The sequence below is a fragment of the Paenarthrobacter aurescens genome (assembly GCF_041549525.1).
Classification (GTDB): Bacteria; Actinomycetota; Actinomycetes; order Actinomycetales; family Micrococcaceae; genus Arthrobacter; species Arthrobacter aurescens.
On the sequence record NZ_CP157456.1, the window covers coordinates 554004 to 578727 of the forward strand.

The following is a 24724-nucleotide window of genomic DNA, read 5'->3' on the forward strand; positions in this document are numbered from 1 at the left end:
GCCGGTGGATATCGCTAGGATGGGTGCTAGCCGTAAGCGGTCTACTCCAGGGTTACCAACCCACAGACGAATTCAGCATAGGAGTCACCATGCCCATTGCAACCCCAGAGATTTACTCCGAGATGATCGACCGCGCAAAGGCTGGCGGATTCGCTTTCCCCGCGGTCAACGTGACGTCGTCGCAGACTCTGAACGCTGCGATCCGCGGTTTCGCCGAGGCCGAATCCGATGGCATCATCCAGGTTTCCACCGGTGGCGCAGCCTACTGGTCCGGCGCTTCGGTCAAGGACATGGTGACCGGTTCCCTCGGCTTCGCCGCGTTCGCCCGTGAAGTTGCCAAGAGCTACGGCGTCAACATCGCCCTCCACACGGATCACTGCCCGCAGGACAAGCTGGCGGACTTCGTCCTGCCGTTGCTGGCCGCTTCCGAGGAAGCAGTGAAGGCCGGCAAGGACCCGATTTTCAACTCGCACATGTGGGACGGCTCGCACGAGACCCTTTCGGAGAACCTGCGCATCGGCCGTGAACTGCTGGAACGCGCCGCTGCTGCCAAGACCATCCTGGAAGTTGAAATCGGTACCGTTGGTGGCGAAGAAGACGGCGTTGAGAACGAAATCAACGAGAAGCTCTACACCACCACCGAGGACGCCCTCGCCACGATCGAGGCCCTGGGTGCCGGCGAAAACGGCCGTTACCTGACCGCACTGACGTTCGGCAACGTGCACGGCGTGTACAAGCCGGGCAACGTCAAGCTCCGCCCGGAACTGCTCAAGCAGATCCAGTCCGAGGTAGGCGCCAAGATCGGTAAGGACAACCCGTTCGATCTGGTGTTCCACGGCGGTTCGGGCTCCACGGAACAGGAAATCGCTGACGCCGTTTCCTACGGTGTGATCAAGATGAACATCGACACCGATACCCAGTACGCGTTCACCCGCCCGGTGGCCGGCCACATGTTCTCCAACTACGACGGCGTCCTGAAGGTCGACGGCGAAATGGGCAACAAGAAGACCTACGATCCCCGCGTCTGGGGCGCTTCGGCCGAAGCCGGTATGGCCGCGCGCATCGTCGAAGCCGCACAGCAGCTCGGATCGGTTGGCAAGACCTTCTGATGTCCGACGAATTCCGCAGAAACCTGATGGGGCCGGAGCCCACCCTCCTGCCCGCCGAAACCGAGATCTACCAGCACCTGGCGCTCGGCAATGAAGCGCTGGACCTCGTAGCCAAGAACCCCACATCTTCGCTGCTGTGGGCCATCCTTGCCGAGGAAGCCTGGGCCGAAGGCCGGACTATCGAGTCCTACGCCTACGCCCGCGTGGGCTACCACCGCGGCCTGGACTCCCTGCGCCGCAACGGTTGGCGCGGAGTGGGACCCATCCCGTGGGAGCACGAGCCCAACCAGGGCTTCCTGCGTGCTCTCTATGCTCTGGGCCGGGCAGCCTCGGCAATCGGCGAAGCTGAAGAGCCTGAACGGATCGAGAAGTTCCTGAACGACTCCGACCCCAAGGCCAAGGCGGCGATCGAAGCCCGCTAGGGCTGATCCAAGCAAGCAAACAACGACGGCGACCCCCACCAAAAGGCGAGGGTCGCCGTCGTGGTTTAAAACGTTAGTCCGTGACCGCCGCGTGCCTCGGCCGCCCCAGCGGAACCACCAGCGGAGTGTGGGTTACGGGGTCGTCAATGATCCGGCAGGCCATCCCGAACACTTCCTCCACTAGGGATTCGGTAATGACGTCAGTGGGAGCGCCCTCGGCCACCACCACTCCGTCCTTCATAGCGATGATGTGGTCTGCGTAGCGGCTGGCGTGGTTGAGGTCGTGCAGCACGGCAACCAGGGTGTGGCCTTTGTCCAGGTTGAGTTCCCGGAAGAGTTCCAGCAGCTCAATCTGGTGCGCAATGTCCAGGAAGGTGGTGGGCTCGTCCAGGAGCATCAGCGGGGTCTGCTGGGCAAGGACCATAGACACCCAGACGCGCTGCCGCTGGCCGCCGGACAGCTCGTCCACCAAGCGGGCTGACAAAGCCGCGACGCCGGTGGCTTCCATGGCGTCAACCACTGCGATCTCGTCAGCCTCAGACCATTGCCGCAGCAGTTTCTGGTGCGGGTATCTTCCGCGGGCCACAAGATCGGCCACCGTGATGCCGTCGGGGGCGATGGAGGACTGCGGAAGGAGCCCCAGCCGGCGGGCGAGCTCCTTGGCGGGCAGCGAGGTGACGGATTTCCCGTCCAGCAGTACGTGCCCGCTGCGGGGCTTTATGAGCCGGGCAAGGGCGCGCAGGAGCGTGGATTTACCGCACGCGTTGGGCCCCACGATCACCGTGAACTTTCCCTCAGGTATGCGCACATTGAGGTTCTCGGAGATGATGCGTTGCTCGTAGCCGATGGTCAGCGCTTCGGCATGGAGTTGCGGGGCAGTGGTGAGAGAACTCATGATTTCCTTGCTTCCCTGGCCAGCAGCCAGACGAGGTAGATACCGCCGATGCACACCGTCACAACACCAACGGGTAACTGGATCGGAGCAAACAGGCGCTGGGCCGCGAGATCGCTCGCCACCAGGAGGAAGGCGCCCATGGCCGCGGACGGCAGCAAAGTGATGCCGGCGCTGCGGGTCAGGCGACGCGCAAGCTGCGGAGCCGCCAGCGCCACGAAAGCGATGGGCCCCGCCACGGCCGTGACTGCCGCCGTGAGCGCTACGCCCAGGATGAGCAGCAGCAAACGTGTGGGTTCCGCCGGGACGCCCAAGGCGCGTGCGGCGTCGTCGCCCATTTCCAGCAACTGCATCCGGCGCGCCACCGCCAGCGTGGCCACGCCCACCACAACAACCACGACGGCGGCGGGCGCCGCTTGCTCCCAAGTGATGCCGTTGAGTGACCCGGCTCCCCAAACAGCTGCCGCCAAGGCGGCCTCAAGCTCCGCTTGCAGGATCAGCCAATGATTCAGTGCTGCAAGCATTGCGCTGATGCCGATGCCCACAATGATCAGCCGGAAACCTTGGGAACCACGCCTGTAGGCCAGCAAGTAGACGGCCAAGGCTGTGAGGATGCCGCCAACCAGGGCTCCTGCGGCGATGCCAAAGTAGCCGCCGCCCAGCGTCAGCATCACGATCAACGCACCTGTGTAAGCGCCGGTGTTGAAGCCGATGATGTCCGGGCTGCCCAGCGGGTTGCGGGTCATGGATTGGAAGATCCCGCCGCTCATTCCCAGGGCCGCACCGAACACCAATGCCGAGAGGACGCGGGGGAGCCGCCATTCCATGACGATTGTTTGGGCCAGGCCAGGGGCGTCACCGGTGAAGGCCTGGAGGACTTGTTGCACGGTGACGTCGTAATCGCCGGTGGCCAGGCTGATGACGGCCACAGTGAGCGCGGCGAGGATCAAGGGGATGCAGACGAGGATGCTGCGGACGTCGAACCGGAGGCTCAATGATCCATTGCGGAGCAGGAAGGTTGGGCGGCCGGAACTGACGCGGCTCATGGGGTCCAGCCGCGTCACAGTCCGCTCACCTTTCGTCGCCGCGCCAAGGCAATGAGTACCGGCGCTCCGATGAAGGCCGTTACTACGCCCACCGGGAGTTCGCCGGGAGCGGCGATCCTGCCCACCACATCGGATACCAGGAGCAGGATGGGCGCCAGCAAAACCGTGGAGGCCAAAATCCAGCGCTGGTCCGGGCCAACAATCCACCGGGCCACGTGCGGAATCATGAGCCCCACAAATCCGATTGCGCCTGCTCCGGCGGTGGCTGCTCCACTGAGGAGGGTGATGGCCACGACGCCCAGAATGCGGGTGCGGTTGACGTTGGCACCGAGGGACGTTGCAAGGTCGTCACCCAGTGCAACGGCGTTAAGCCCGCTCACGCAGAACAGGGCAATGATCAATCCAGCGGCCATAAAAGGGGCCACGGTGAGCACGGACTCCATGCTCCGGGTGTCCAACGAGCCGATGCTCCACGAGCGCAGATGGTCAAAAGCCTTGGGGTTCAGGAGGGTGAGCCCGGACCCGATACCGGTGAGGACTGCGCCCAAGGCAACGCCGGCCAAGGTCAGCCTGATGGGATTCACCTCGTTCCTGCCGGAGGTGCCAATCAGGTATACAGCTGCGGTGGTGAGGATGGCGCCAATGAACGCAAACCAGATGTAGCCGCTGAGGGAGCCGATTCCGAAGACGCCGATGGCAATAACCATGGCAAACGAGGCACCCGCGTTGACGCCCAGGATGCCCGGATCAGCCAAGGGGTTCCGCGTGATGGCCTGGATGAGCGCGCCGGCCACACCCAGGGAAATCCCGACGGCGATGCCCATCAGAGTGCGGGGCAGGCGGGTCTGCAGGATGATCGCGTGATCCGCCGTGTCCAGGGGGTTGGTGAACGCTTCAAGGACCGTGGTGGCCGGAATGAACTTTGCTCCCACGCCCAGGCTCAGGATCATTGCCCCCAAAAGCACCGCCGCTGCGAGGGCCAGGAAGGCGATCCGCCAGCGGGATTTATTGACGACGCCGGATCGGACAGCTTCGCGTGAAGTGGTGCGGGCGGGGGCGGCTACTTGGGACATGGCGCCGTCAGAGGGGACACAGCAGGGGACCGTTTCGGTGAGGGGCAGGAGTAAAACGGCGCATTCGGTGACGGTGGTCACAACGTCACAAAAGTGTGCCGTAATTAGGTTAGCCTTACCCAGTGAAAAATGACGATTTTGAAGTGCAGCCGCGTAAGCCCCTGCGCCGGAATGCAGTGCGCAAGCTTGCCATGAAGGTTGCCGGCGTTGCGGTGGTAGCCGGCCTCATTGCAGGCTGCGGCACCAGTGGCGGATCGGGTTCCGCCGCCGGCAACGCCGATGTTGCCACGGGTGGTTCCAAGTTCACTACCGCGGACCAGGAAACCGCCAAGTTGGGCACGGACGCTGCCCCGGGAGTTTTCCCGCGCACCCTCAAGCACGCCAATGGTGAAACCACCCTGGAGAAAAAGCCCACCCGCGTGGTTGTCCTGGACACCGGCGAGCTGGATGATGTGGTGACCCTCGGCATCACCCCCGTGGGCATGGCTACCACTGAAGGCGCCAACCCGGTCCCCACCTACCTGGCGGACAAGGTCAAGGATGTGGCCTCGGTGGGTACCATCCAGAACCTGAACCTTGAAGCAATCGCTGCCTTGAAGCCGGACCTCATTCTGGGAAGCCAGCTGCGGGCGGACAAACTGTACAAGCAGCTCTCCACCATCGCCCCCACGGTCTTCAGCATCCGTCCCGGTTTCCCCTGGAAGGAAAACTTCCTGCTGGTGGGCAAGTCGCTGGGTGAGGAAGACAAAGCAGTCAAGGCGCTCAACGACTACCAGAGTGAAGCTGATGCGCTGAAGGCAGATGTGAAGGGTGATCCCAAGATCTCCCTGGTCCGCTTCCTGCCCGGCAAGATCCGCCTGTACGCGAACAAGTCGCTGATTGGCGTGATCCTGAAGGACACCGGCCTGGCCCGCCCGGAGAACCAGAACATTGATGAACTCGCTGCCGAGATCTCGGCCGAGAACATTGAACAAAGCGATGCCGACTGGATCTTCTACAGCAGCTACGGCGACCCTGCGGCAACCGGCGAAACCTCCGTGGTTGAGGGGGCAGTCTGGCCCAAGCTTGGCGCCGTCAAAGCCGGCCAGGCGAAGTCAGTCAATGACGACGTCTGGTTCCTCGGCCTCGGCCCCACAGGTGCGCAGCTGATCCTGAAGGACCTCCGCAGCATGCTGGTCGGCTAAGGCCGGCACCCTAACAAAATAGTCACCCCAACGACGACGGCGGCCCTCACCAAAAGGTGGGGGCCGCCGTCGTAATCCGTGCGTTGTGAGGCCCGGTCTGCGGGGTATCCCGGGGGTTTGGGGCGCAAAGCGGGCCCCGCAACCAAAGGTGCGTGCGTTGTGAGGCCCGGTCTGCGGGGTATCCCGGGGGATTGGGGCGTAAAGCGGGCCCCACAACGAAGGTGTAACTAAGCCTTGCGGGGAATTCCCGTGCGGGCCATGGCTTCTGCGTAGGCGCCGTGGATGGCGTCCAGGTATTCCTGCTGGCGGGTGGGGGTTCCTGCGAAGGAACGGCCGCCGAGCGAGCGAACCTTGAAGGTCTTGAAACCGCGGCGGGCGATGCTGGCCGGTGCGGCCTTCATGAGCTGATCGGCCAGGCGGTGTGCCTCGTTGCCGTGCGCCACCAAGGCGGACGTGCGCGGCAGGAGCTGGAGGAGGCGCAGGAGCGGCTTCAGGCCCTCTGTGATGTTGGCAGGGGTCAGCTTGCCCGGTTCCTCGGAAGGTTCAATCCACGGGTACGCGTTCCACGGCATCATGAGTTCCGGGCGCAGGCCAAGCTGCCACTGCATGCCCAGCATGCGGGTGGTGGCTTCCTCATCGCCCGGGTTGATGAAACCCTCGCCGGTGTTGGTGCGCTGATTGGAGAAAAGGCTGACGATGCGGCAGTCATCCATGCTGTGGGCGGGGTCGATGTAGAGGACCTCGCTGCCCGGCTTCTGCTCCTTGATGGAGTCGCACAGCTCGTTGACCTCGGCAATGTGCGGTTCGTAGCGGCGGTTCCAGAGGATTTCTTCGGGTGATTCAGTCGCCAGTTCTTGCATCAGTGGTTAGGTCTCCTAGGTGTTACAGCGCACCGTTCCAAGGTGCCGCGGGCATGCCGCAGCCAAACCTCAAAGGGTGCTGTTGGGGGCTAACTAACCTTACCGGACTATGGGGGTGAACGGGGCCCGCTTCGGCGCGCCCTTTATTTGCGACGCGGCGTGTTGCCCGTCCAGGTGATGGCCGTTGCACCCGTTAACCCAAAAGTGCACCTCAGCCCGGGGCGGCTTTTCCCACGCACATAATGTCTTTGAAACCACCGGTTTCGGGGGAAACCGTATGGCCCCCACCAGATTCAGGTCTCAGCGTTACCTACCGTGGGGGTAAGAAAAAATGGTCGCAAAAACTACATCTAACAAGGCAACAAAAGTCCGGGCACTTCTTGCCGGTGGACTCGTCCTGGGCATCGGCGCGGCGTTCACCCTGGCCGCCTGGACTGACAACGAATGGGTGTTCGGCAACTCCGGCGGCGACAACGGCCCCGGTACCCTGACCTACCACATGGAGCAGAACACCTTCAGCAACACCAACGGCAGCGGCGACTCTGCCTGGAGCGATAAGCCCAACATGCCTACAGTGCCCGATTCCACGGTGGACGGTGCCCTCACCTTCGGTGCCATCTCCGCCGCGCTCAAGCCGGGCGATACCGCCTATGCTCCCATGCAGCTCCGGGCGGCAGCTGGTTCCGAAGCTTTGACCGCCACGCTCGCTGAAGCTGTGAGGCTCGGCGACGGTGTTCCAGGCAGCGACGTGGACACCAACTCTGCCGCTCTGTACTCCGCCTTGACCTACCGGGCCGTGCAAGGCGTTACTGCGCCGAACTGTGCAGCCGGAACACTGACCGGCGGCACGGACATTGTGGGCTCTGCAGCCGCGAGTGTCCCGTTGAGCACCACATCAGGCGTGGGCATCTCCCTGGCAAAGGGCGCAGATGCAACCACCGCAGGTACCCCTGTGGACATCTGCTTCGCCATCACGCTTCCTTCGTCCGTGACTGACGTGAGCCTCCAGGGGAAGCAGACCATCCCGCTGTGGAGGTTCACCAGCATCGCCGGCTCCTGACCAAGCTCTGTGACAGAGCCTTTGACCCGGACCAGAAGCTCGTCCCCACTGCCACCCGCGGCCCCTGCCGTGGGAGGGGCGGGTTTCTGGCCCGTCATGTTCCGGGTCCTCAAAGTCTCACGCGAAGTCGCATTGACTGTGGTGGCACTCTTGGGCTTGCTGTGCATTGTGGCGCTGGTCCTGGGGTTCATCTACAAGGCCTCCTTTGTGGTGTTCAGGACAGGCTCCATGGAACCGCTCTATCCCGTAGGGGCTTTGTCGCTCACCGTTCAAGTGCCGGCAGGGTCCCTGGTGCCGGGCGACGTCGTATCTGTCAAGCGCTCTGAATCCGGAGTGTTGGTAACGCACCGGGTTGTTTCCGTGGAGCCGGACGGTTCCGGGGCGTCGCTGCGACTCAAGGGCGATGCAAACAGTTCCGAGGATCCCCTGCCCTACAACGTGGACACGGCCCAAAAAGTGCTGGCAACAGTCCCGGCTGTGGGGTCTTGGGTGATGGCCATGAGGGGGCCGGGTTTCATAGGCGGCGCCACTCTGGCCGTGGCGGTGTTGGTTGTGTGGGCTTACTGGCCCAAACGGGTTGCCAGGCACAAAAACGTGGGGGACCCGGTGGGGGAGACAACAGGGAGGTGATGGGGCGGTGAAACGGTGGATGCAGGCAGTGAGGCCGGCCACGGTGGTGTGTACCGCCGTCGTATGTGCGGTGACGCTTGCCCTCCCCGCCAAAGCTGCCGACCAACTCATTCCTGTTCCGGAGAACGGCACCCCAGGGGTGCTGTGGCTCTCCTCCTCGGTGTACCCGTTGGAATTCCCCGCACTCGCAGCCGGAGACTCCTTTGCCTGGCAGATCGGTTTGTCCCTTGAAAAGCCTCGGGCTACATCCACGCTCCAGCTCACTGCCGGCGGCGGCCTGGCCGGTGAAGGAGGTTACGTCATAGCCGTGGACGAATGCGCCACACCTTGGCAAGGCAGCAGCGGGCTCAACCAGGAACTTCAGTGTCCCATGGGCCCCACCCCCAGGATCGCGCCCACCACCCTGGAAGCCTGGGACCAAAGCGTGCAGATCCCGCTGCGGGACCTTCAACCGGGAACATCGCCGTATCTGCGCTTCACACTGAGCAGTCCCGCGAACAGTGCACCGCCGGAGGGCGCCCGGCTCACCTTGGGAATCGGAATAACTGCCATGGGAGACGACGACGGCGGAAGCGCACCGTCGCTGCCACCGGTCACTGACGGGATCACCTCGGTGGACGGACCCGGGCCACTGGGAGACACAGGTGCCTCATCCTTGCCGGCACTCTTCGCTGGTGGCGGGCTGCTGCTGGTGGGGGCTGCTCTCCTGACCATGCTGAGACGTCCTCGTGAAACCCCCGAAACTCCTGGGACGACCACTCCTGGGACAACCACACGGGGGCAGAGCACATGAAGGCGGGTAACTTCCTCCGCCGGGTCCTGCACCGGCCTCGCCGCTTTACCCTGGTAGCAGCCGCTGCATCCATCACACTCGCTGCCACAACCAGCATCACCACAGCAGCCTGGACGGACAACGAATGGGTGCGAAGCGCCGTCGGTGTCAGCTCCCCGGGTGACTGCAGCACCAACACCATGTTCACCAACCAGTCGTGGGCCAGGCAGCTGCAGGGCACCGTACTCAACACCAGCCTGGACACTGTGGCAGGAGTTCAGGGGCTGACCGTGCTGAACAACGGCACTACGGCCACACGCACACCCCTGTCCGCAACCCTCGTCCCCGGAACCACGGACGCATACGTCACCAAGATCCCGGTGTCCGTCCTGGGCAGCAGCCCCATCTCAGTGGGCTTAGGGCTCGGGTTGCCCGTGGGCGGCGTGGGTACCTACACCCAATGGGCCCGCTCCGACAACAGTGGCCAAGCCCACGGAGCCTCGGGCCTGGTGTCAGACCAGACAGGCGCCGTGGACGTAGCCGGGACAGCGCAAGGGGCAGCCACGGCACCGAAATCGGCCAGTATTTCCCTGGGAAACATTCTTCCGGCCTCCCTGGCCGGTGTCACGCTGGAAGTGGGGGCAGTAGCCTCGTCGTCGCAGCTGGACGGCTGCGACATGGTCAACGGCTGGCCCACGCTGGATCCCACCCCGGAGTCCCAGCGCCAGTACGGCATCGCAGGCTTGGACCTGAACGCGGCAGTTCCGGCTGTGGGCACCCTGTCCACGCAGGGTGCGTCTCTGGTGGGGGCGGTGCCGACGCAACTGAACGCGCTATTGGGGACTGGTGGGTTGACCACGGGGATTACCGACGGTATTTCTGCCCTCCTCAACCCTGTTCTGGGCAGCCTGCAGCTGGGGTCCATCAACACTACTGCCACGTTGTCCGCCCCGGACCTCACCGGAGTCACGGCCCTTATGACCGAGTCCATGACGGACGGCATTGTGACCGTCAACCTGGGGACAGGCACAGTCAGAGTCAATATCGCCTCGCTGGCCGGTGGCACCCTGGGACTCAACGGCATGGAAGCGAATCATGCTGTTGTGCTGGACGCGGCAATGACAACAGCTGTGACCAACAGGGTGACTGCCCTTCTGGATTCGTGGAAGAACCGGGTCCTCACAGCGCTCACCACGGCCTTGCGGTCTGTAACACTGAACGCGAACACCAACATCACGCTGAAGCTGGCGGGTCTGAACGTGGCCACCATCGGGGTCAAGATCGGCCCGTCCTCGCTGGGCCAGTTTCTCGATGGGAACGCTGTGGCTCCTGTAGTCACATCCGAGGTTCTGGGCCTGGACCTCGGAGGTGTGGTGGCCGCCCTGCTGACACCTATCACCTCGCTTCTCCTGACCGGAACCAACACCGTGGTCAAGAACGTCCTGAACGCCACCATTTTCAACACCGGCCTCATCGCCAACCTGGGCTCAAGCCTGCAGTTACTGATCACACCGGTGATCAACGCCGTCGGGCCTATCCTCACAGCAGTCCGGACCTTGGTGGCCATCAACGTCAACGTACAACCGGACCAGGCATGGCCCGGGGCCAAACCGGCCGATGTTACGGCGGCAGCAGGGGAGTACAAGGTCTCGGCCCTCAGGGTGGGGCTGGTGGACAGCGCCGGCCTGTTGAGCCTGCAACTGGGCAGTTCCTCTGCCGGTCCTGTGGCGCTCGCTGTTCCTTGACTTATCCACAACGGCGCCCCAACGCCGGGCAAACACCAGAGAAACCGTTGTGATCGGCTAAACTTGGCTGGTAAGAGCCCCGAAACTCTTGCGTACGCCGTGCCTCCGGGCAGGCTGCACCAGCTACCTCGGGGCATTCTCATGTACGGCGTCTAGTCCTGGTCATCCGGCTGGGGTTGGGCCCGAAAGAATGGGGGAGGATCCCATGCCCGCTATCGTGATCGTCGGAGCCCAGTGGGGCGACGAAGGCAAAGGCAAAGCAACCGATCTGCTCGGTGGCCGCGTTGACTACGTGGTCAAGCCCAACGGCGGTAATAACGCCGGGCACACCGTGGTTGTTGGCGGTGAGAAGTATGAGCTGAAGCTCCTTCCCGCGGGCATCCTGAGCCCCAACGCAATCCCCATTATTGGCAACGGCTGCGTGGTGAACCTCGAGGCCCTGTTCCAGGAAATCGATGGCCTTGAAGCCCGCGGAGCTGACACATCCCGCCTTCGTGTTTCGGCCAACGCCCACCTGGTGGCCCCGTACCACCAGGTTCTGGACAAGGTGACCGAGCGCTTCCTCGGCAGCCGTGCAATCGGCACCACCGGCCGCGGAATCGGTCCGGCGTACATGGACAAGGTGGCCCGCCTGGGCATCCGCGTCCAGGACGTCTTTGACGAGTCCATCCTCCGCCAGAAGGTGGAAGGTTCGTTGCGTCAGAAGAACGAACTCCTGGTCAAGGTCTACAACCGCCGCGACATCGTGGTGGACGAGATCGTGGAGTACTTCCTCTCCTACGCCGAGCGTCTACGCCCGCTGGTTATTGACAGCACACTTGTCCTCAACAACGCCTTGGATGAGGGAAAGGTGGTGCTGATGGAAGGCGGACAGGCAACGTTCCTGGACGTGGATCACGGCACCTACCCGTTCGTCACCTCCTCCAACCCCACAGCTGGCGGCGCATCCGTGGGCTCAGGCATTGGCCCCACCCGCATCTCACGGTCCATCGGCATCATCAAGGCGTACACCACCCGTGTTGGCGCCGGCCCGTTCCCTACGGAATTGTTTGACGACATGGGCGTTTACCTGCAAAAGACGGGCGGCGAGTTTGGTGTGAACACCGGCCGTCCCCGCCGCTGCGGTTGGTACGACGCCGTCCTGGCCCGCCACGCTGCCCGCGTGAACGGTTTCACGGACTACTTCGTCACCAAACTGGACGTGCTCACGGGCATCGAGCAGATCCCCGTGTGTGTTGCCTACGATGTTGACGGCGTGCGTCACGACGAAATGCCCATGACGCAGACCGAGTTCCACCATGCAGTGCCCGTCTTCGAGTACTTCGAGGGTTGGACTGAGGACATCACCGGCGCCCGCACCCTGGAGGACCTCCCGGAGAACGCGCGCAACTACGTGCTGGCCCTGGAAAAGCTCTCCGGCACGCGCTTCTCGGCAATCGGCGTCGGCCCGGACCGCGACCAGACCATTGTGGTTCACGATCTGATCAACGACTAACACTGCCAAGTTTCACGCTCGACGGCGGGTCGCCTTGGTTCCTTGCGGAACCGACGGTGGCCCGCCGTCGCTGTATGAAGTACTCGGCCACCACCAGATTGATGGCCCAGGACGCCCCCATGAGCACTGCCCGCATGGTCTGGTCGGTGGGGCCGACGATCAGCGTCCACGGCAGCAGAACCAGTGCTTGCGTGCCGGCTCCGACGGCGATTGCGTAGGCCCGCGTCATCCATGCCCCGTGCACAGCGAAGTCGCGCCGGCGTATCGCCAGCAGGCCCAGCACGATGCTTCCCAACATTCCGAAGCCGAAGATCAGGCGTAGAACCATGAGGGCCTGGCCGTCGGTCACCGGGAGGGTGTAAAACATGGACATCCACAGGCCGGATACGGCAGCAAGCAGACCCGCCGGAACCAGGATGCGCCCGGCCACTTGATGCCAGGACAGTCTGCGCCGTTGAGGTTGTGAGCCGCGTTGATGCGGGGTGACGCGCCGGAGGGCGGGGACAAACTGAAACGCTCCGAGCAGGCTGTACACCGTGACGGTGACGATGTGTGTCACCACCGGGATGGGCGAAGCGAAAAATCTGGCGTTCTCGGGCGTCACGGTTGCACCGCCGGTCAGTTGGGTAAGGCGGGCCGCGCCGGCGATTACCGGGATGAGGCTGAGGATGATCAGGGCCGCAGGAACGCCCCACTTCATGCGGCGGCTCCGGGTTGATGGGGTGGTTGTGGATCTCATGACTGCTGCCTGCATTCCGGGGTTGTTGGCCGTTCGTGTGGGTGCGGCCGCGCGGAGGTGTACGTTGTACACCTTTGTGATCCAAACCCTAGGTGTACGCTGTATACCTGTCAAGGCTTTGCTGGCCAGCGACGCAGTGTGGAGAGGGGATTTCGCATGACCCAGCTGGTGGATAAGCCCCGGCGGCTTCCCCTGAACCGTGAACGGGTGCTGCGCTCGGCCATTGCCCTGGCGGACACTGAGGGGATTGACGCACTCAGCATGCGCAAGCTGGCGCAGGAGCTCGGCGTTGTCCCCATGGCTCTTTACAAACACGTTGCCAATAAGGAAGAACTCCTCGGCGGCATGGTGGACACCATGGTGGGCGAAATCGAAGCTCCCGCGCCGCACGCTCCGTGGAAGTCCGCAGTCCGGCAGCGGGTACTCTCGGCCAGGCAAGTGCTCCTGCGGCATGCCTGGGCTCGCTCCGTGATTGAGAGCCGCACCACCGTGACTCCGGCCGTTCTTGGCTACATGGACAGCTTTGCCGGGATGTTTTTGGGCGGAGGTTTCTCCGCGGACCTCACCCACCACGTAATGCATGCCATGGGCAGCCGAATGTGGGGGTTCACCCAGGAAGTCTTTGATGATCCTGCGGAACCGGCCCCGGAGCAACCCGAAATGCAGGCGGCGATGGCCCGGCACATGTCGGAGAACTATCCTCATCTTTTCAGCATCGCCGTCACCGCGGCACATGATGATGAGTCCGTGGTGGGAAGGGGCTGCGACGACCAATTCGAGTTTGAGTTTGCCCTGGACCTGCTCCTGGACGGATTCGAACGTCTCCACCGGCAGAAGTGGACATCACAAGGGGGTACGCGCAGATGAGCACGGCACTTGATGAAGGAGTCGGGTTCCGTTCCCGGCGGGGTCCCATTCTGATTGCACTGATGCTGGCCACCGGCCTGGTGGCGATCGATGCCACCATTGTTGCCACGGCCGTGCCGTCCATCGTGGAGGACATCGGCGGTTTTGCCTCGTTCCCCTGGCTGTTCTCGGCTTATCTGTTGGCGCAGGCTGTGTCCGTTCCGGTCTACGCCAAACTCTCAGATGTTGTTGGGCGTAAGCCAATGATTCTGGGCGGCATTGGGTTGTTCCTGCTTGGTTCGATTCTGTGCGGACTGGCTTGGAGCATGCCGGCGCTCATTGCCTTCCGGGTGCTCCAAGGACTCGGCGCCGGTGCGGTCCAGCCGGTGGCGATCACCATTGCCGGCGATATCTATACCTTGGCGGAACGGGCAAAGGTTCAGGGTTACCTGGCCAGCGTGTGGGCTGTTTCCTCCGTTGTGGGACCCACACTGGGAGGCGTCTTCGCCTCGTTGGGAATATGGCGGTGGATCTTCCTGATCAACATCCCGTTGTGCCTGCTGGCCGGCTGGATGCTTCTGCGCACATTCCACGAGAACGTGGAGCGGACCAAACACCGCATCGACTACCTGGGAGCCGGGCTGCTGACCGTTTCGTTGAGCCTGCTCATCCTCGGAGCCCTTCAGGGTGGTCAAGCCTGGCCGTGGGACTCTGCCATCAGCATCTCCGTTTTTGCCGGCGGCGCCGTATTGTTCGTTGCATTTCTGTTGGCGGAAAGGAAAGCTGCAGAGCCAATCCTGCCGCCCTGGGTTGTCTCCCGCAGGCTGCTGGCCACCACCGCTCTGATCTCCTTTGGCGTGGGTGCTGTCATGCTGGGGCTGACTTCCTATGTCCCAACGTTCCTGGAAGGGGCACTGAAGACCTCGCCCCTCCTGGCCGGGCTCGCCTTGGCGGCGTTGACCATTGGCTGGCCCATCAGTGCCTCGCAGGCCGGCCGCTTCTATTTGCGCATCGGGTTCAGGAACACGGCCATCATCGGCATAGCGATCACGGTAATCGGTGCGGCCGTCCTTGCCTTCACCGCTGCCACGCCAAATATTCTGCTGGTGGCCATGGCTTGCTTCATCGTGGGGCTCGGACTCGGACTGGTGGCAACGCCCAGTCTCATTGCCGCGCAAACCAGCGTGGAATGGAATGAACGCGGGGTGGTTACCGGCACCAACCTCTTTGCACGTTCCATCGGCAGCTCCATTGGCGTGGCTGTTTTCGGTGCCATTGCCAACGCCATCTATGCCAACGGTCCCAGTGGTGGCCCGGACCCGCACACCACCACGCACGCGTCCTCGGCCGTCTTCATGGCGGTGCTCGTCAGCGCGGTGCTCACGGTGGTGGCGGTGTTGGTGATGCCCGCCGACAAAAAACGCAGCACCAAAGAACGGGTCCGGAAACCCAGCTCCGAACCCGCCAACGATTAGTCTCGAACACATGGAAGAACTGATCACCGGCACGCCGGAGAAGCTGTTTGAAGGAACCATTTGGGCTGAGGGTCCGCTGTGGATCCCGCAGTCCCAAACCCTTCGCTGGAGCGACATCCCCAACAACAGGATTCTGGAGTACTCACCCGGGACCGGCGCGACGCGTGAATACGCCACCGGTGTGGAGTACACCAACGGGCGCACACTCCACCCGGACGGCGGCGTAGTGCAGTGCAGCCACGGCCGCAGGCGGGTGGAGAGGGACGACGACGGCGTGGTGGCGCCGGTTGTTGACGCGTTCGGTGAGCGTCGGCTCAATTCGCCCAACGATGTTGTGGTGGCGGGGGACGGGACGGTCTGGTTCACGGATCCTCCCTACGGGATCCTGCCCGGGACCGTGGAAGGACATGAGGGCGAGCAGGAATATGGTGGTTGCCATGTGTTCCGCTTTGACCCCGCCAAGAACGAACTGACCCCCGTGGTGACCGATCTGGTGCACCCCAATGGACTCGCTTTTTCCCCGGATGAATCTCTCCTCTATGTTGCGGACACGGCAGGTCCCGGCCGTGGGGTGCCCTTCCGGATCGCCGTCTACCCTGTGGAGGGTGGCTCGTGCGGGACGGGCAGCACCTTCGTTGAACTCGAAGACGATGCGCCCTCCGACGGCTTCAGAGTGGACCTCGAGGGTCGTGTGTGGACGTCGGCAGGCTCGGCAGTTCGTGTCTACGCCGCGAGCGGTGCGCTGCTGGCCGCCGTCGAGATACCTGAAAAGGTCTCCAACCTCTGCTTTGGTGGTGCCGACGGCCAGGATCTGTACATCACAGCCACTACTTCCCTGTACCGGCTGCGGACCTCTACACGGGATGCAACCTGGGATCGTCAGCTGCGTTGATAACCCGCTTTGGGCCATTAGTAAGGTTGCTGTAGGTCTGGGGGTGGTGATTCGATACGCTGGACACAGCACCAGCACTGCGATCGAGGGAGTGAACGTGTCCGGAAGCAACCCCGACCCCTACGAGGACAAAATCACCGGCTTGGAGCCGGGTGGGGGAGTGCCCCCTGGTGAGACACCCCCCGGCGAATCATCAACAGCCGGTCCCCAAGGCCACGACGAGGGCGGCCCCAGGAAGGGAACCCAGGTCTTCTGGTTGTCCGCAATAGGTGCTGGAGTGCTGCTGACGCTGCTGTTCTTCATCGGCTACATTGTGGGCTTCTTCGACTAGCTGCCGGATTCCCGTTCCATGGCGGCCGCTAGGCGTTCCCGCGCCCGTCCCAGGTGTTTGTCCAGCAGTGCCGCTGCGGCGTCGGGCTGGCCGGACTCAATGAGTTCCAGGATTTTTTGGTGTTCTTCGTGGATCAATGACGTGTCCAGCAGGTGCAGCGTTTGGACCCTCACCATGCACATCCGGACTTCGCCCACCAGTGAGCGGTACATGCGGCTGATGCGTTCATTACCCACGGCGTCAATCAGGCTGGTGTGGAAGCGCATATCCGGTTCCACCACGTCCAGGGGAGTGCCGCTCTGGAGTGCTGCGATGTCTCGGTTTGCCTGAATGGCGGCCTCGGGCACTTCCTTCTTGGCGGCGAGGCGCCTTAGCACTTCACTTTCCAGGTAGGCCCTGGCCAGGTAGATGTCACGGACCGCTCCTGGGCCGAGCTCCACAACGCGTGCGGTTTTGTGTGTGCCCCGCTCCAGCAGACCCTCGGGAACGAGTTTTTCGATGGACGCTTTTGCAGTAGGGCGGGCTACCTCATAGGTGGTTGCGACGTCCGTTTCCGTGAGCGTATGGCCGGGGCCGAGGTCGCCGGAGAAGATCCGGCTCCGCAGGTCCGCCGCTATGGCATCAACTATGGAAACTGCTGAAACTCGGCCTGGCAACTAGGCCTCCTCATGGCTGGAACGGCACCCTTTGCCTCCATCTTGCCAGACAAGATAACAATTGCACCTTGACGGTCATGTGTACTTGTTAGACAATCGTAGGGCTCACAGTGTTGTGACGCCTAACACTTCCGGGAGACTCATGTTTCAGCAGATCCTCGACCCCATTGCGGGGTCCCTAGCGCTTTCGGCCATCTGCGCCGCACTTCCCCTGATTTTGCTCTTTGTCCTGCTGGGCGCCTTCAGGGTCAAAGCACCCATTGCCGCGCTCGCAAGCCTTGCTTTGTCGCTCTTATTGGCAGTTATCGGCTGGCAAATGCCGGTCAACCAAGCGCTCAGTGCCACGGCTGCGGGGATCTTCTACGGCCTGTTTCCGATCCTCTGGATCCTGGTCAACGCGCTCTGGATTTACAGGCTTACTGTGGCCTCGCCGTGGTTCGAGGTCCTGGGGCAGACTATCCGCTCCATTTCGGATGATCTCCGCATTCTGTCCATCCTGATCGCTTTCTGCTTTGGCGCCCTTCTGGAATCACTGGCCGGGTTCGGAGCCCCCGTGGCCATCTCCGCCGCGATGTTGATGGCCGCCGGCATGAAACCGCTGAAGTCTGCGGTGGTATCCCTCTTGGCCAACACCGCACCCGTAGCATTCGGAGCGATGGCCGCCCCGATCATTGCCCTGAACGGAGTCACGGGCCTGCCCCTGAATGAGCTCTCCTCCATGGCAGGGCGCCAGACGCCGTTCATAGCACTGATTGTTCCCTTGCTCCTGGTGTTCCTGGTGGATGGGCGGCGAGGTGTGAGGCAGACGTGGCCGGTGGCTGTGGTTGCTGGTGTGGTCTTTGCGCTCGCCCAGTTTGTAACGTCCAACTTCTTTGCTGTTGAGCTCACCGATGTGGTTGCCGCTGTTGCTACCGTGGCAGCAGTGTTGTTGATGCTGAAGGTCTGGCAACCGAAAGAATCCATCGCGGAGGACAGTGCAGACGAAGAATTGCGCGGCAGTTCTACGGCGTCCGGTACAGCCGCCCTTTCACGGGATGGTCAGGCTCCCACCGGTTCCCCTGCCGGGCGAACCTCAAGCATTGCAACCACCGGGGCCGCGGCAGTGGCTGATGGCTCACGTCCGGAGGCCCGGAAGGTGTGGATGTCCATCGCCCCGTACCTGGTCATCATTACCGTCTTCTCCCTGGCTCAGGTCCCGGTGCTGAAAACCTGGTTGGCCCAGGTTGGCAGCGTGACTTTTGCCTGGCCCGGTTTGGAGATTGTCGATTCCGCGGGCCAGGCAGTGTCCGGCACAAAGTTCAAGCTGGACCACCTGAAGGCAACGGGCACGCTCCTGCTGATTTCCGGGGTGATCACCATGGCGCTCTACAAGATCTCCGCTTCGCGCGGCCTCCGGGTCTACAAGGAAACGCTCGTCCAGTTGCGTTGGACGATCGTCACCGTCACGGCGGTACTGGGGCTGTCCTTTGTGATGAACCTTTCGGGACAAACCACCACCCTTGGCTTCGCGCTGGCTTCTGCTGGCGGGTTCTTTGCCCTCCTCTCGCCGCTCATCGGATGGATTGGAGTTGCGCTTACGGGCTCGGACACTTCGTCCAATTCCCTGTTCGGCCAAATGCAGGCAACTGCTGCGGAGCAGACCGGATTGTCGCCGGTATTGATGGCCGCCTCCAATTCGTCGGCCGGTGTGATGGGCAAGATGTTGTCCCTGCAGAATCTCGCCGTGGCCTCCGCAGCGGTGGGCCTTGATGGCGCCGAGGGAACCCTGTTCCGTAAGCTCGTTGGCTGGAGTCTTGGCCTGCTGGCGCTGATCACCGTATTGATCTTCCTGCAGTCCACCCCCGTACTGGATTGGATGGTGCCCTAGTGCCCTCTCTGGACCTCACCCGTTTCCGTGCCGCTGTGCAGGACCCCGGCGCGGTCAGCACGCGGGCGATCGATCTTCATGCCAACGCCCACGATGCCTCGCATTTCCTCTTGATTCCGCAGGCGGTGGTCACCGCCAAAAGCGCTGGGGACGTCGCGGGCCTGCTTCGTGCCAGTGCCTCCCAGGGCGTACCGCTGACGTTCCGCTCCGGCGGTACCAGCTTAAGCGGGCAAGCTGTCACAGACGGCGTGTTGGTGGATGTGCGCCGGAACTTCAGGGACATTGAAGTGCTCGACGACGGCGCCCGGGTCCGCGTCCAACCTGGCGTCACGGTTCGGGCACTGAATGCAAGACTTGCGCGCTACGGCCGGAAGTTCGGCCCGGATCCGGCCAGTGAAGCGGCGTGCACCATTGGCGGGGTGGTAGCCAACAACTCTTCCGGCATGAACTGCGGCACCGTGGACAACACGTACCGGACCCTGGAATCGCTGACCGTGGTGCTGCCTTCCGGGACCGTCGTAGACACCGGTGCGGCGGACGCGGAGGACAAGCTCCGCACCCTCGAGCCGGAGCTGTACCAAGGCTTGGCCCGTCTGGCTGAGCGGGTCCGGAACAACCCGGACTCAGTGAGGAGGATCCAGCAGCAGTTCTCCATGAAGAACACCATGGGCTACGGGTTGAACTCCTTGCTGGATTTCAGGAACCCGGTGGACATCATGGCCCACCTGATCATTGGCAGCGAAGGCACCTTGGGATTCGTGGCGGAAGCGGTTTTCCGCACCATTCCGCGGCTCCAGCACGCTGCCGCGGGCCTGCTGGTGTTCCCGGATCTCGAGGCTGCCAACGCTGCGCTGCCCACCTTGGTGGAAACGGGAGCGGCAACCATTGAACTCATGGATGCGTTGTCCCTGAAGGTGGGCCAGACGCTCAAAGGAACGCCCGCCGTCGTGCATGACATAGCGGTACGGGACCATGCCGCGCTCCTGGTGGAGTACTCCGCGGCCAATGCCGGCCAACTGGAAGAGCTGCAGGCGGGCGGTTCGGGAATTCTGCAGGGGCTGGGACTCTCAGCCCCGGCCCGCTTTACTGCAGATGCCAGAGAACGCGGTCAGTTGTGGCAGCTGCGAAAGGGACTCTATGCCTCCGTGGCGGGGGCGCGTCCCCAAGGCACCACGGCTTTGTTGGAAGACATTGTGGTGCCGGTGCCCGTACTGGGCCGCACGTGCCGGGGCCTCATTGGGCTGTTTGAGAAGTATGGCTACAGCAACAGCGTGATTTTCGGTCATGCCAAGGATGGCAACGTCCACTTCATGCTGACCGATGGCTTTGCCTCGCCGTCCGAACTGGACCGTTACAGCGCCTTCACAGAGGACATGGTTGATGTGGTCCTGGCCGAAGGGGGTTCGTTGAAGGCCGAGCACGGCACCGGGCGGGTCATGGCCCCTTTCGTCCGCAGGCAATACGGCGACGAGCTTTACGAGGTCATGCGCACCATCAAGGGCTTGTTCGACCCCTCCGGCATGCTGAACCCGGGGGTGGTGATGGACGAGGACCCGGTGGCTCACCTGCGGCACATCAAGACTGCACCGCCCGTAGCGGAGGAAGTGGACCGCTGCGTTTCGTGCGGCTATTGCGAGCCGGTGTGTCCCAGCAAGGACATCACCCTCACGCCGCGCCAGAGGATCGTGACGCTGCGTGCCATCGAGTCTGCCCGCCTGGCCGGGAACATGGCGCTGGTGAAGGAGCTGGAGCGGGACTACGAGTACGAATCCGTGGACACCTGCGCCGTGGACGGTATGTGCCAGACCGCCTGCCCGGTGGACATCAACACAGGTTCGCTGGTGAAGCGACTGAGGAAGAACGACGCCGGCAAACTCGCCAACGGTGCGTGGAACGCTGCAGCCAAGCACTGGGAAGGTCTCACCCGGGGGGCGGCCCTTGCCCTGACGGTGGTGGACAAGCTTCCGGCGGCCATGATCAAGCCACCCAACCTGGCAGCACGGGCCGTATTGGGGGCAGATACCGTACCCCTCTACTCCGCGGAGCTTCCAGGCGGGGGTTCCGTGCGGGAACGGCCTATCCCTTCAGGGCACATTGATGCTGTGTATTTCCCTGCCTGCGTCAACACCATGTTTGGGCCGGCAGAGTCCGGGACCGGTGGCTCGCCCGGAACCCCCGGGCAGGGTGTGCAGTACAGCTTTGAACAGCTTGCCCACCGGGCTGGCATCACGCTCCTGGTGCCGCAAGGCATTGACGGCCTTTGCTGTGGTACGCCGTGGTCCTCCAAAGGGATGGCGGACGGCCAGGCAACCATGCAGGAAAAAACCGTGGCAGCGCTCCGGCAAGCAACACGTGACGGCGAGCTGCCCATTGTCTGCGACGCATCGTCCTGCACGGAAGGCCTGCGCCATGCCGTGGAATCGGAAGTCCCTGAGGAGGGCCAGCTTCCGCTGCGAATCGTGGACGCCGTGGACTTCGCCGCAGAACGGATACTGCCAGGGCTGCCCGAGCACCAAAAGATTCAATCCCTGGCACTGCACCCCACGTGCTCCTCAACCCGGATGGGTCTCAATGAGGCGCTGGGCGTGGTTGCCGGAGCCGTGGCCGAACGCGTGGACATCCCGGAGAACTGGGGTTGCTGTGCATTTGCCGGTGACAGGGGAATGTTGCACCCGGAACTGACGGAATCGGCAACCGCCCGTCAGGCAGCTGAGGTAGTGGACATGAACGCTGCAGCCCACGCCTCTTGCAACCGAACCTGCGAACTGGGCATGACAAGGGCAACGGGTTCCCAATACCAGCATGTGCTGGAGCTGCTGGAAGAGGTCACCCGCCCCTGATCACGCTTACTCCACGAGCTTGCCTGCCACGGAGTCATCGGCATCGGCTTCGGCCAGGCCCCGGAAGGAATCCGGAGCTGGAGGCAGGCTTTCAAACGTGACGCCCTCATCCGTGGACCAGATGAAGTTACCCTGCAGCGAGGGATCGGCCGCCGGGAAGTCAGCACGGTTGTGGGCGCCACGGGTTTCGCGTCGTTCCAGCGCGCACTCCAGAGTGGCTCGTGCGGCCAGAAGCGAACCAAGAAGATCGAAGGCGTGGGCCAGGTCATCGAAACCTGCGATGTCCGGGTGGGCGGTGACCAGTTGGGCGCGTTCCTCCAGCGCGGTCAACTTCGCCAGTCCTTGTTCCAGCCCCTGTTCGGTGCGCACCACGCCTGCATGCTCTGTCATGAGGTTCCGCAGTTCACGCTGCAGCCGCCGGGCGGACTCCGTTCCGCGGTCACTGTCTGTTCCGCGTTCACTGAGCAGGGACTGCATTTCCCCGCGGGCTATGCCCACCACGGCGGGATCCCTGACGATCTTGTTGTGCGAACGGACGTAGTGGGACACATGCTCGCCGGTAATACGACCGTAGACCAGCAGCTCGATCAGGGAGTTTCCGCCCAAGCGGTTGGCGCCGTGCAGTCCGGAAGATGCCTCACCAATTGCGTAGAGTCCGTTCACGCCAGTTCCGTGGTCCTCCGGTGCAACCCAGACCCCACCCATGGAGTAGTGGGCAGTGGGAGCGATCTCGATCTTGGTGGTGGTGATGTCCAGCATTTGAAGGTCAATCATGGTGCGGTAGACCCGTGGCAGCTTTTCCATGATGGTTTCCCGCGGCAGGTGGGAGACGTCCAGGTAGACGCCGCCTTTCTCGGTCCCACGGCCCTCGGCCACCTCGGTAAATGCTGCCAGCGCAACGCGGTCCCGGGTGGAAAGCTCCATGCGCTCGGGGTCATAGCGTTCCATGAAGCGCTCTCCCAGGGCGTTGGTGAGGATGCCCCCTTCGCCTCGCGCTGCCTCCGAGACCAAGGTGCCGGCGGCGTCGTCGGGCTCCAACAGCCCTGACGGGTGGAACTGAACCAGCTCTGCGTCGCGGATCCGTGCACCCGCCAGGGCCGCCAACCGGAAGGAATCGCCCGTGTTCTCATCCCGCCGGGATGACGTGTGCCGCCAGATGCGGGTATGTCCGCCAGCGGCCAGAATCACAGCATCGGCGTGGATCTGCACAGGGGTGCCGTCCACGATGTCGAACCCGTAGGCGCCGAAAATGGTGCCGTCGGCCACGAGCAAGCGTGTGATGTAGACGGTGTCGATGATGGGTACGTTCAACTCTGCCGCCCGGCGCATCAGCGTGCGCTGGATCTCCAGCCCGGTGTAGTCGCCTGCATAGGCGGTACGGCGGTACTTGTGTGCGCCGAAGAACCGCTGGGAAATGCGCCCATCCTCCTCCCGGGCGAACGGCATTCCCCACCGTTCCAGGTCCTCGATGCCTTGGGCCGCGTTGCGGGCTACCGTCTCCACAATGGAGGGATCGGCCAGGAAGTAGGACTCCCGCAAAGTGTCAGCGGCATGCTGCTGCCAGCTGTCTTCAGGGTCCATGGTGCCAAGTGCCGCGTTGATGCCGCCGGCGGCCAGGCTCGTGTGGGCGTCGTGCTTGCGACGCTTACCCACGGCCAGGACCTGAATCCCGCGCTCGGCGAGTTCAATTGAGGCCCGCAGGCCGGCGCCGCCGGTACCAATAACCAATACTGAAGTGGACAGGAGACGTTCTGGAGAGGTGTTGGAGTTCATGTTTTCCACGGTAAAAGCAGCGGCCTCATGTATCCAATGAATTATTCGAGTCAGCTTGATGCGTTTAGGCTATGAGCATGAAGCTGGAGCAATTACGCTCATTCGAGGCGATCGCCAGAGTGGGGCACTTCACACGCGCGGCCGAGCAACTCTACCTCGCACAGCCTTCACTCAGCAGGCAGATCGCGGCGTTGGAAGCCGATCTGGGTGTGTCACTGTTTCACCGCGGACCTTCCGGAGCCACCCTGACAACTGCGGGGGAACTCCTCCTGCCCATAGCCCGGAGAATGCTTGGTGACGCAGAGACCGCACGGGAGCAGATGAACGAGCTCACGGGATTGCGGAGAGGGCGCATCCGCCTGGGCGCCCCGCCCACTCTGTGCGTTTCACTGGTGGCCGATGTTCTGGCCGCTTTCCGGAGCGCGCATCCCGGAGTCGAATTGCATATCACTGAAGGTGGTTCGCGTTCCCTGGTTGATGCCCTGAACGAGAGCGCATTGGATCTGGCGCTGGTGGTTACCCGAGGCCCGGACCCCGCTGTGCATGGCACCGAACTGATTCCGCTGCTGACCGAGGAACTGGTGGTTGTCTCAGCCGCGGAAATGCCGTGGCGGGAAGAAATCACCCTGGAAGAACTGGCCAACATCCCGCAGGTGGCATTCAACCGCAGCTATGAGCTTCGGATGTCCACCGAGGCCGCCTTCTCCGCCAGAGGCCTGGAGCCGCTGATCGCCGTCGAGGGCGCTGAGATGGATGCCGTGCTCCGCTTCGTGGAAAGGGGACTGGGCGTGGCAGTGGTTCCGGCAATGGTGGTGATCGGCCGGCCCGGATTGCGCAGCGCCCGCCTGGTCAGCCCCTCGCTGAGCCGAACGGTCAACCTGGCCCGCCGTCATGACATTGCTCCATCCGCCGCTACGGCAGCAATGCAGGAGTTCGTCTTCAGCACCGTGGACCGGCTCGCTGCACCCGGCACCGAGCTTGCACGTTTGGTCACCCCAACGCGGCGCCGGTAAGGGA

22 protein-coding genes are annotated in these 24724 nt (G+C 63.1%); 15 read left to right on the plus strand and 7 right to left on the minus strand.

All coding sequences use genetic code 11. The annotated features are described in order from the left end of the window. Positions 1–89: 89 nt before the first annotated feature. Together fbaA and ABI796_RS02755 are read left to right on the plus strand one after the other, a co-directional pair. On the plus strand, positions 90–1109 hold the full coding sequence (gene fbaA, locus ABI796_RS02750) for a class II fructose-bisphosphate aldolase (protein WP_141284601.1): 1020 nt from the start codon (positions 90–92) through the stop codon (positions 1107–1109). Then, positions 1109–1531: a DUF3151 domain-containing protein gene (locus ABI796_RS02755; RefSeq protein ID WP_141284603.1), complete on the plus strand. Its 423-nt coding sequence runs from the start codon at positions 1109–1111 to the stop codon at positions 1529–1531. Before fbaA ends, ABI796_RS02755 begins: the two co-directional genes overlap by 1 nt. A gap of 73 nt (positions 1532–1604) precedes the next feature. Here the strand turns inward: ABI796_RS02755 and ABI796_RS02760 are convergent, their stop codons facing one another. From ABI796_RS02760 to ABI796_RS02770, 3 genes are read right to left on the minus strand one after another with little or no spacing between them, the layout of a single operon-like run. Next, positions 1605–2426 (minus strand): ABC transporter ATP-binding protein, encoded by an 822-nt coding sequence (locus ABI796_RS02760; protein ID WP_141284605.1) that lies wholly within the window; start codon positions 2424–2426, stop codon positions 1605–1607. After that, complete coding sequence (gene fepG, locus ABI796_RS02765; RefSeq protein ID WP_373092914.1) at positions 2423–3469, minus strand: iron-enterobactin ABC transporter permease; 1047 nt, start codon at positions 3467–3469, stop codon at positions 2423–2425. Before fepG ends, ABI796_RS02760 begins: the two co-directional genes overlap by 4 nt. Before the next feature lie 14 nt (positions 3470–3483). Continuing rightward, positions 3484–4542 (minus strand): iron chelate uptake ABC transporter family permease subunit, encoded by a 1059-nt coding sequence (locus tag ABI796_RS02770; protein ID WP_141284677.1) that lies wholly within the window; start codon positions 4540–4542, stop codon positions 3484–3486. A gap of 191 nt (positions 4543–4733) precedes the next feature. Between ABI796_RS02770 and ABI796_RS02775 the strand changes: the two genes are divergently transcribed. Next, positions 4734–5726 carry an ABC transporter substrate-binding protein gene (locus tag ABI796_RS02775; protein WP_141284679.1) on the plus strand — a complete coding sequence of 331 codons (993 nt, stop codon included), beginning with the start codon at positions 4734–4736 and terminating at the stop codon, positions 5724–5726. A gap of 227 nt (positions 5727–5953) precedes the next feature. On the opposite strand, the gene ABI796_RS02780 is transcribed toward ABI796_RS02775, so the two are convergent. Beyond that, entirely contained in the window at positions 5954–6586 is a 633-nt protein-coding gene (locus ABI796_RS02780) for a uracil-DNA glycosylase (protein ID WP_141284609.1), read from the minus strand. A 331-nt stretch (positions 6587–6917) separates the two neighbouring features. Between ABI796_RS02780 and ABI796_RS02785 the strand changes: the two genes are divergently transcribed. From ABI796_RS02785 to ABI796_RS02805, 5 genes are all read left to right on the plus strand, one after another. Next, positions 6918–7646 (plus strand): SipW-dependent-type signal peptide-containing protein, encoded by a 729-nt coding sequence (locus tag ABI796_RS02785; RefSeq protein ID WP_141284611.1) that lies wholly within the window; start codon positions 6918–6920, stop codon positions 7644–7646. A 96-nt stretch (positions 7647–7742) separates the two neighbouring features. Beyond that, entirely contained in the window at positions 7743–8276 is a 534-nt protein-coding gene (locus ABI796_RS02790; RefSeq protein ID WP_141284613.1) for a signal peptidase I, read from the plus strand. A gap of 19 nt (positions 8277–8295) precedes the next feature. Then, complete coding sequence (locus ABI796_RS02795) at positions 8296–9069, plus strand: hypothetical protein (RefSeq protein WP_246095845.1); 774 nt, start codon at positions 8296–8298, stop codon at positions 9067–9069. Beyond that, entirely contained in the window at positions 9066–10793 is a 1728-nt protein-coding gene (locus ABI796_RS02800) for a choice-of-anchor G family protein (RefSeq protein WP_141284617.1), read from the plus strand. The genes ABI796_RS02795 and ABI796_RS02800 overlap by 4 nt, the downstream gene beginning before the upstream one ends. Before the next feature lie 205 nt (positions 10794–10998). Beyond that, the gene (locus tag ABI796_RS02805) at positions 10999–12288 is read left to right on the plus strand and encodes an adenylosuccinate synthase (protein WP_141284619.1); all 1290 of its coding nucleotides are present in this window, start codon (positions 10999–11001) and stop codon (positions 12286–12288) included. Here the strand turns inward: ABI796_RS02805 and ABI796_RS02810 are convergent. Then, positions 12278–13027, minus strand: coding sequence for a DUF2306 domain-containing protein (locus ABI796_RS02810; protein ID WP_141284621.1), 750 nt, complete (start codon positions 13025–13027; stop codon positions 12278–12280). The two genes, ABI796_RS02805 and ABI796_RS02810, sit on opposite strands and share 11 nt — an antisense overlap. A 156-nt stretch (positions 13028–13183) precedes the next feature. On the opposite strand from ABI796_RS02810, the gene ABI796_RS02815 reads away from it, so the two are divergent. From ABI796_RS02815 to ABI796_RS02830, 4 genes are all read left to right on the plus strand, one after another. Then, entirely contained in the window at positions 13184–13894 is a 711-nt protein-coding gene (locus tag ABI796_RS02815) for a TetR/AcrR family transcriptional regulator C-terminal domain-containing protein (RefSeq protein ID WP_141284623.1), read from the plus strand. Next, complete coding sequence (locus tag ABI796_RS02820) at positions 13891–15348, plus strand: MFS transporter (protein ID WP_141284625.1); 1458 nt, start codon at positions 13891–13893, stop codon at positions 15346–15348. Before ABI796_RS02815 ends, ABI796_RS02820 begins: the two co-directional genes overlap by 4 nt. A gap of 10 nt (positions 15349–15358) precedes the next feature. Next, positions 15359–16240 (plus strand): SMP-30/gluconolactonase/LRE family protein, encoded by an 882-nt coding sequence (locus tag ABI796_RS02825; RefSeq protein WP_141284627.1) that lies wholly within the window; start codon positions 15359–15361, stop codon positions 16238–16240. A 97-nt stretch (positions 16241–16337) separates the two neighbouring features. Further along, complete coding sequence (locus tag ABI796_RS02830) at positions 16338–16571, plus strand: DUF6480 family protein (RefSeq protein ID WP_141284629.1); 234 nt, start codon at positions 16338–16340, stop codon at positions 16569–16571. Here ABI796_RS02830 and ABI796_RS02835 read toward each other — a convergent pair. Then, positions 16568–17227 carry a GntR family transcriptional regulator gene (locus ABI796_RS02835; protein ID WP_141284631.1) on the minus strand — a complete coding sequence of 220 codons (660 nt, stop codon included), beginning with the start codon at positions 17225–17227 and terminating at the stop codon, positions 16568–16570. The two genes, ABI796_RS02830 and ABI796_RS02835, sit on opposite strands and share 4 nt — an antisense overlap. 142 nt (positions 17228–17369) lie before the next feature. Here ABI796_RS02835 and ABI796_RS02840 point away from each other — a divergent pair, with 142 nt between their 5' ends. Together ABI796_RS02840 and ABI796_RS02845 are read left to right on the plus strand one after the other, a co-directional pair. Further along, complete coding sequence (locus ABI796_RS02840; protein WP_141284633.1) at positions 17370–19094, plus strand: L-lactate permease; 1725 nt, start codon at positions 17370–17372, stop codon at positions 19092–19094. After that, entirely contained in the window at positions 19094–21934 is a 2841-nt protein-coding gene (locus ABI796_RS02845) for an FAD-binding and (Fe-S)-binding domain-containing protein (protein ID WP_141284635.1), read from the plus strand. Before ABI796_RS02840 ends, ABI796_RS02845 begins: the two co-directional genes overlap by 1 nt. A 6-nt stretch (positions 21935–21940) precedes the next feature. On the opposite strand, the gene ABI796_RS02850 is transcribed toward ABI796_RS02845, so the two are convergent. Next, complete coding sequence (locus ABI796_RS02850; RefSeq protein ID WP_141284637.1) at positions 21941–23707, minus strand: L-aspartate oxidase; 1767 nt, start codon at positions 23705–23707, stop codon at positions 21941–21943. A 71-nt stretch (positions 23708–23778) separates the two neighbouring features. On the opposite strand from ABI796_RS02850, the gene ABI796_RS02855 reads away from it, so the two are divergent. Next, entirely contained in the window at positions 23779–24720 is a 942-nt protein-coding gene (locus ABI796_RS02855; protein WP_141284639.1) for a LysR family transcriptional regulator, read from the plus strand. The last annotated feature ends 4 nt before the right edge of the window (positions 24721–24724 follow it).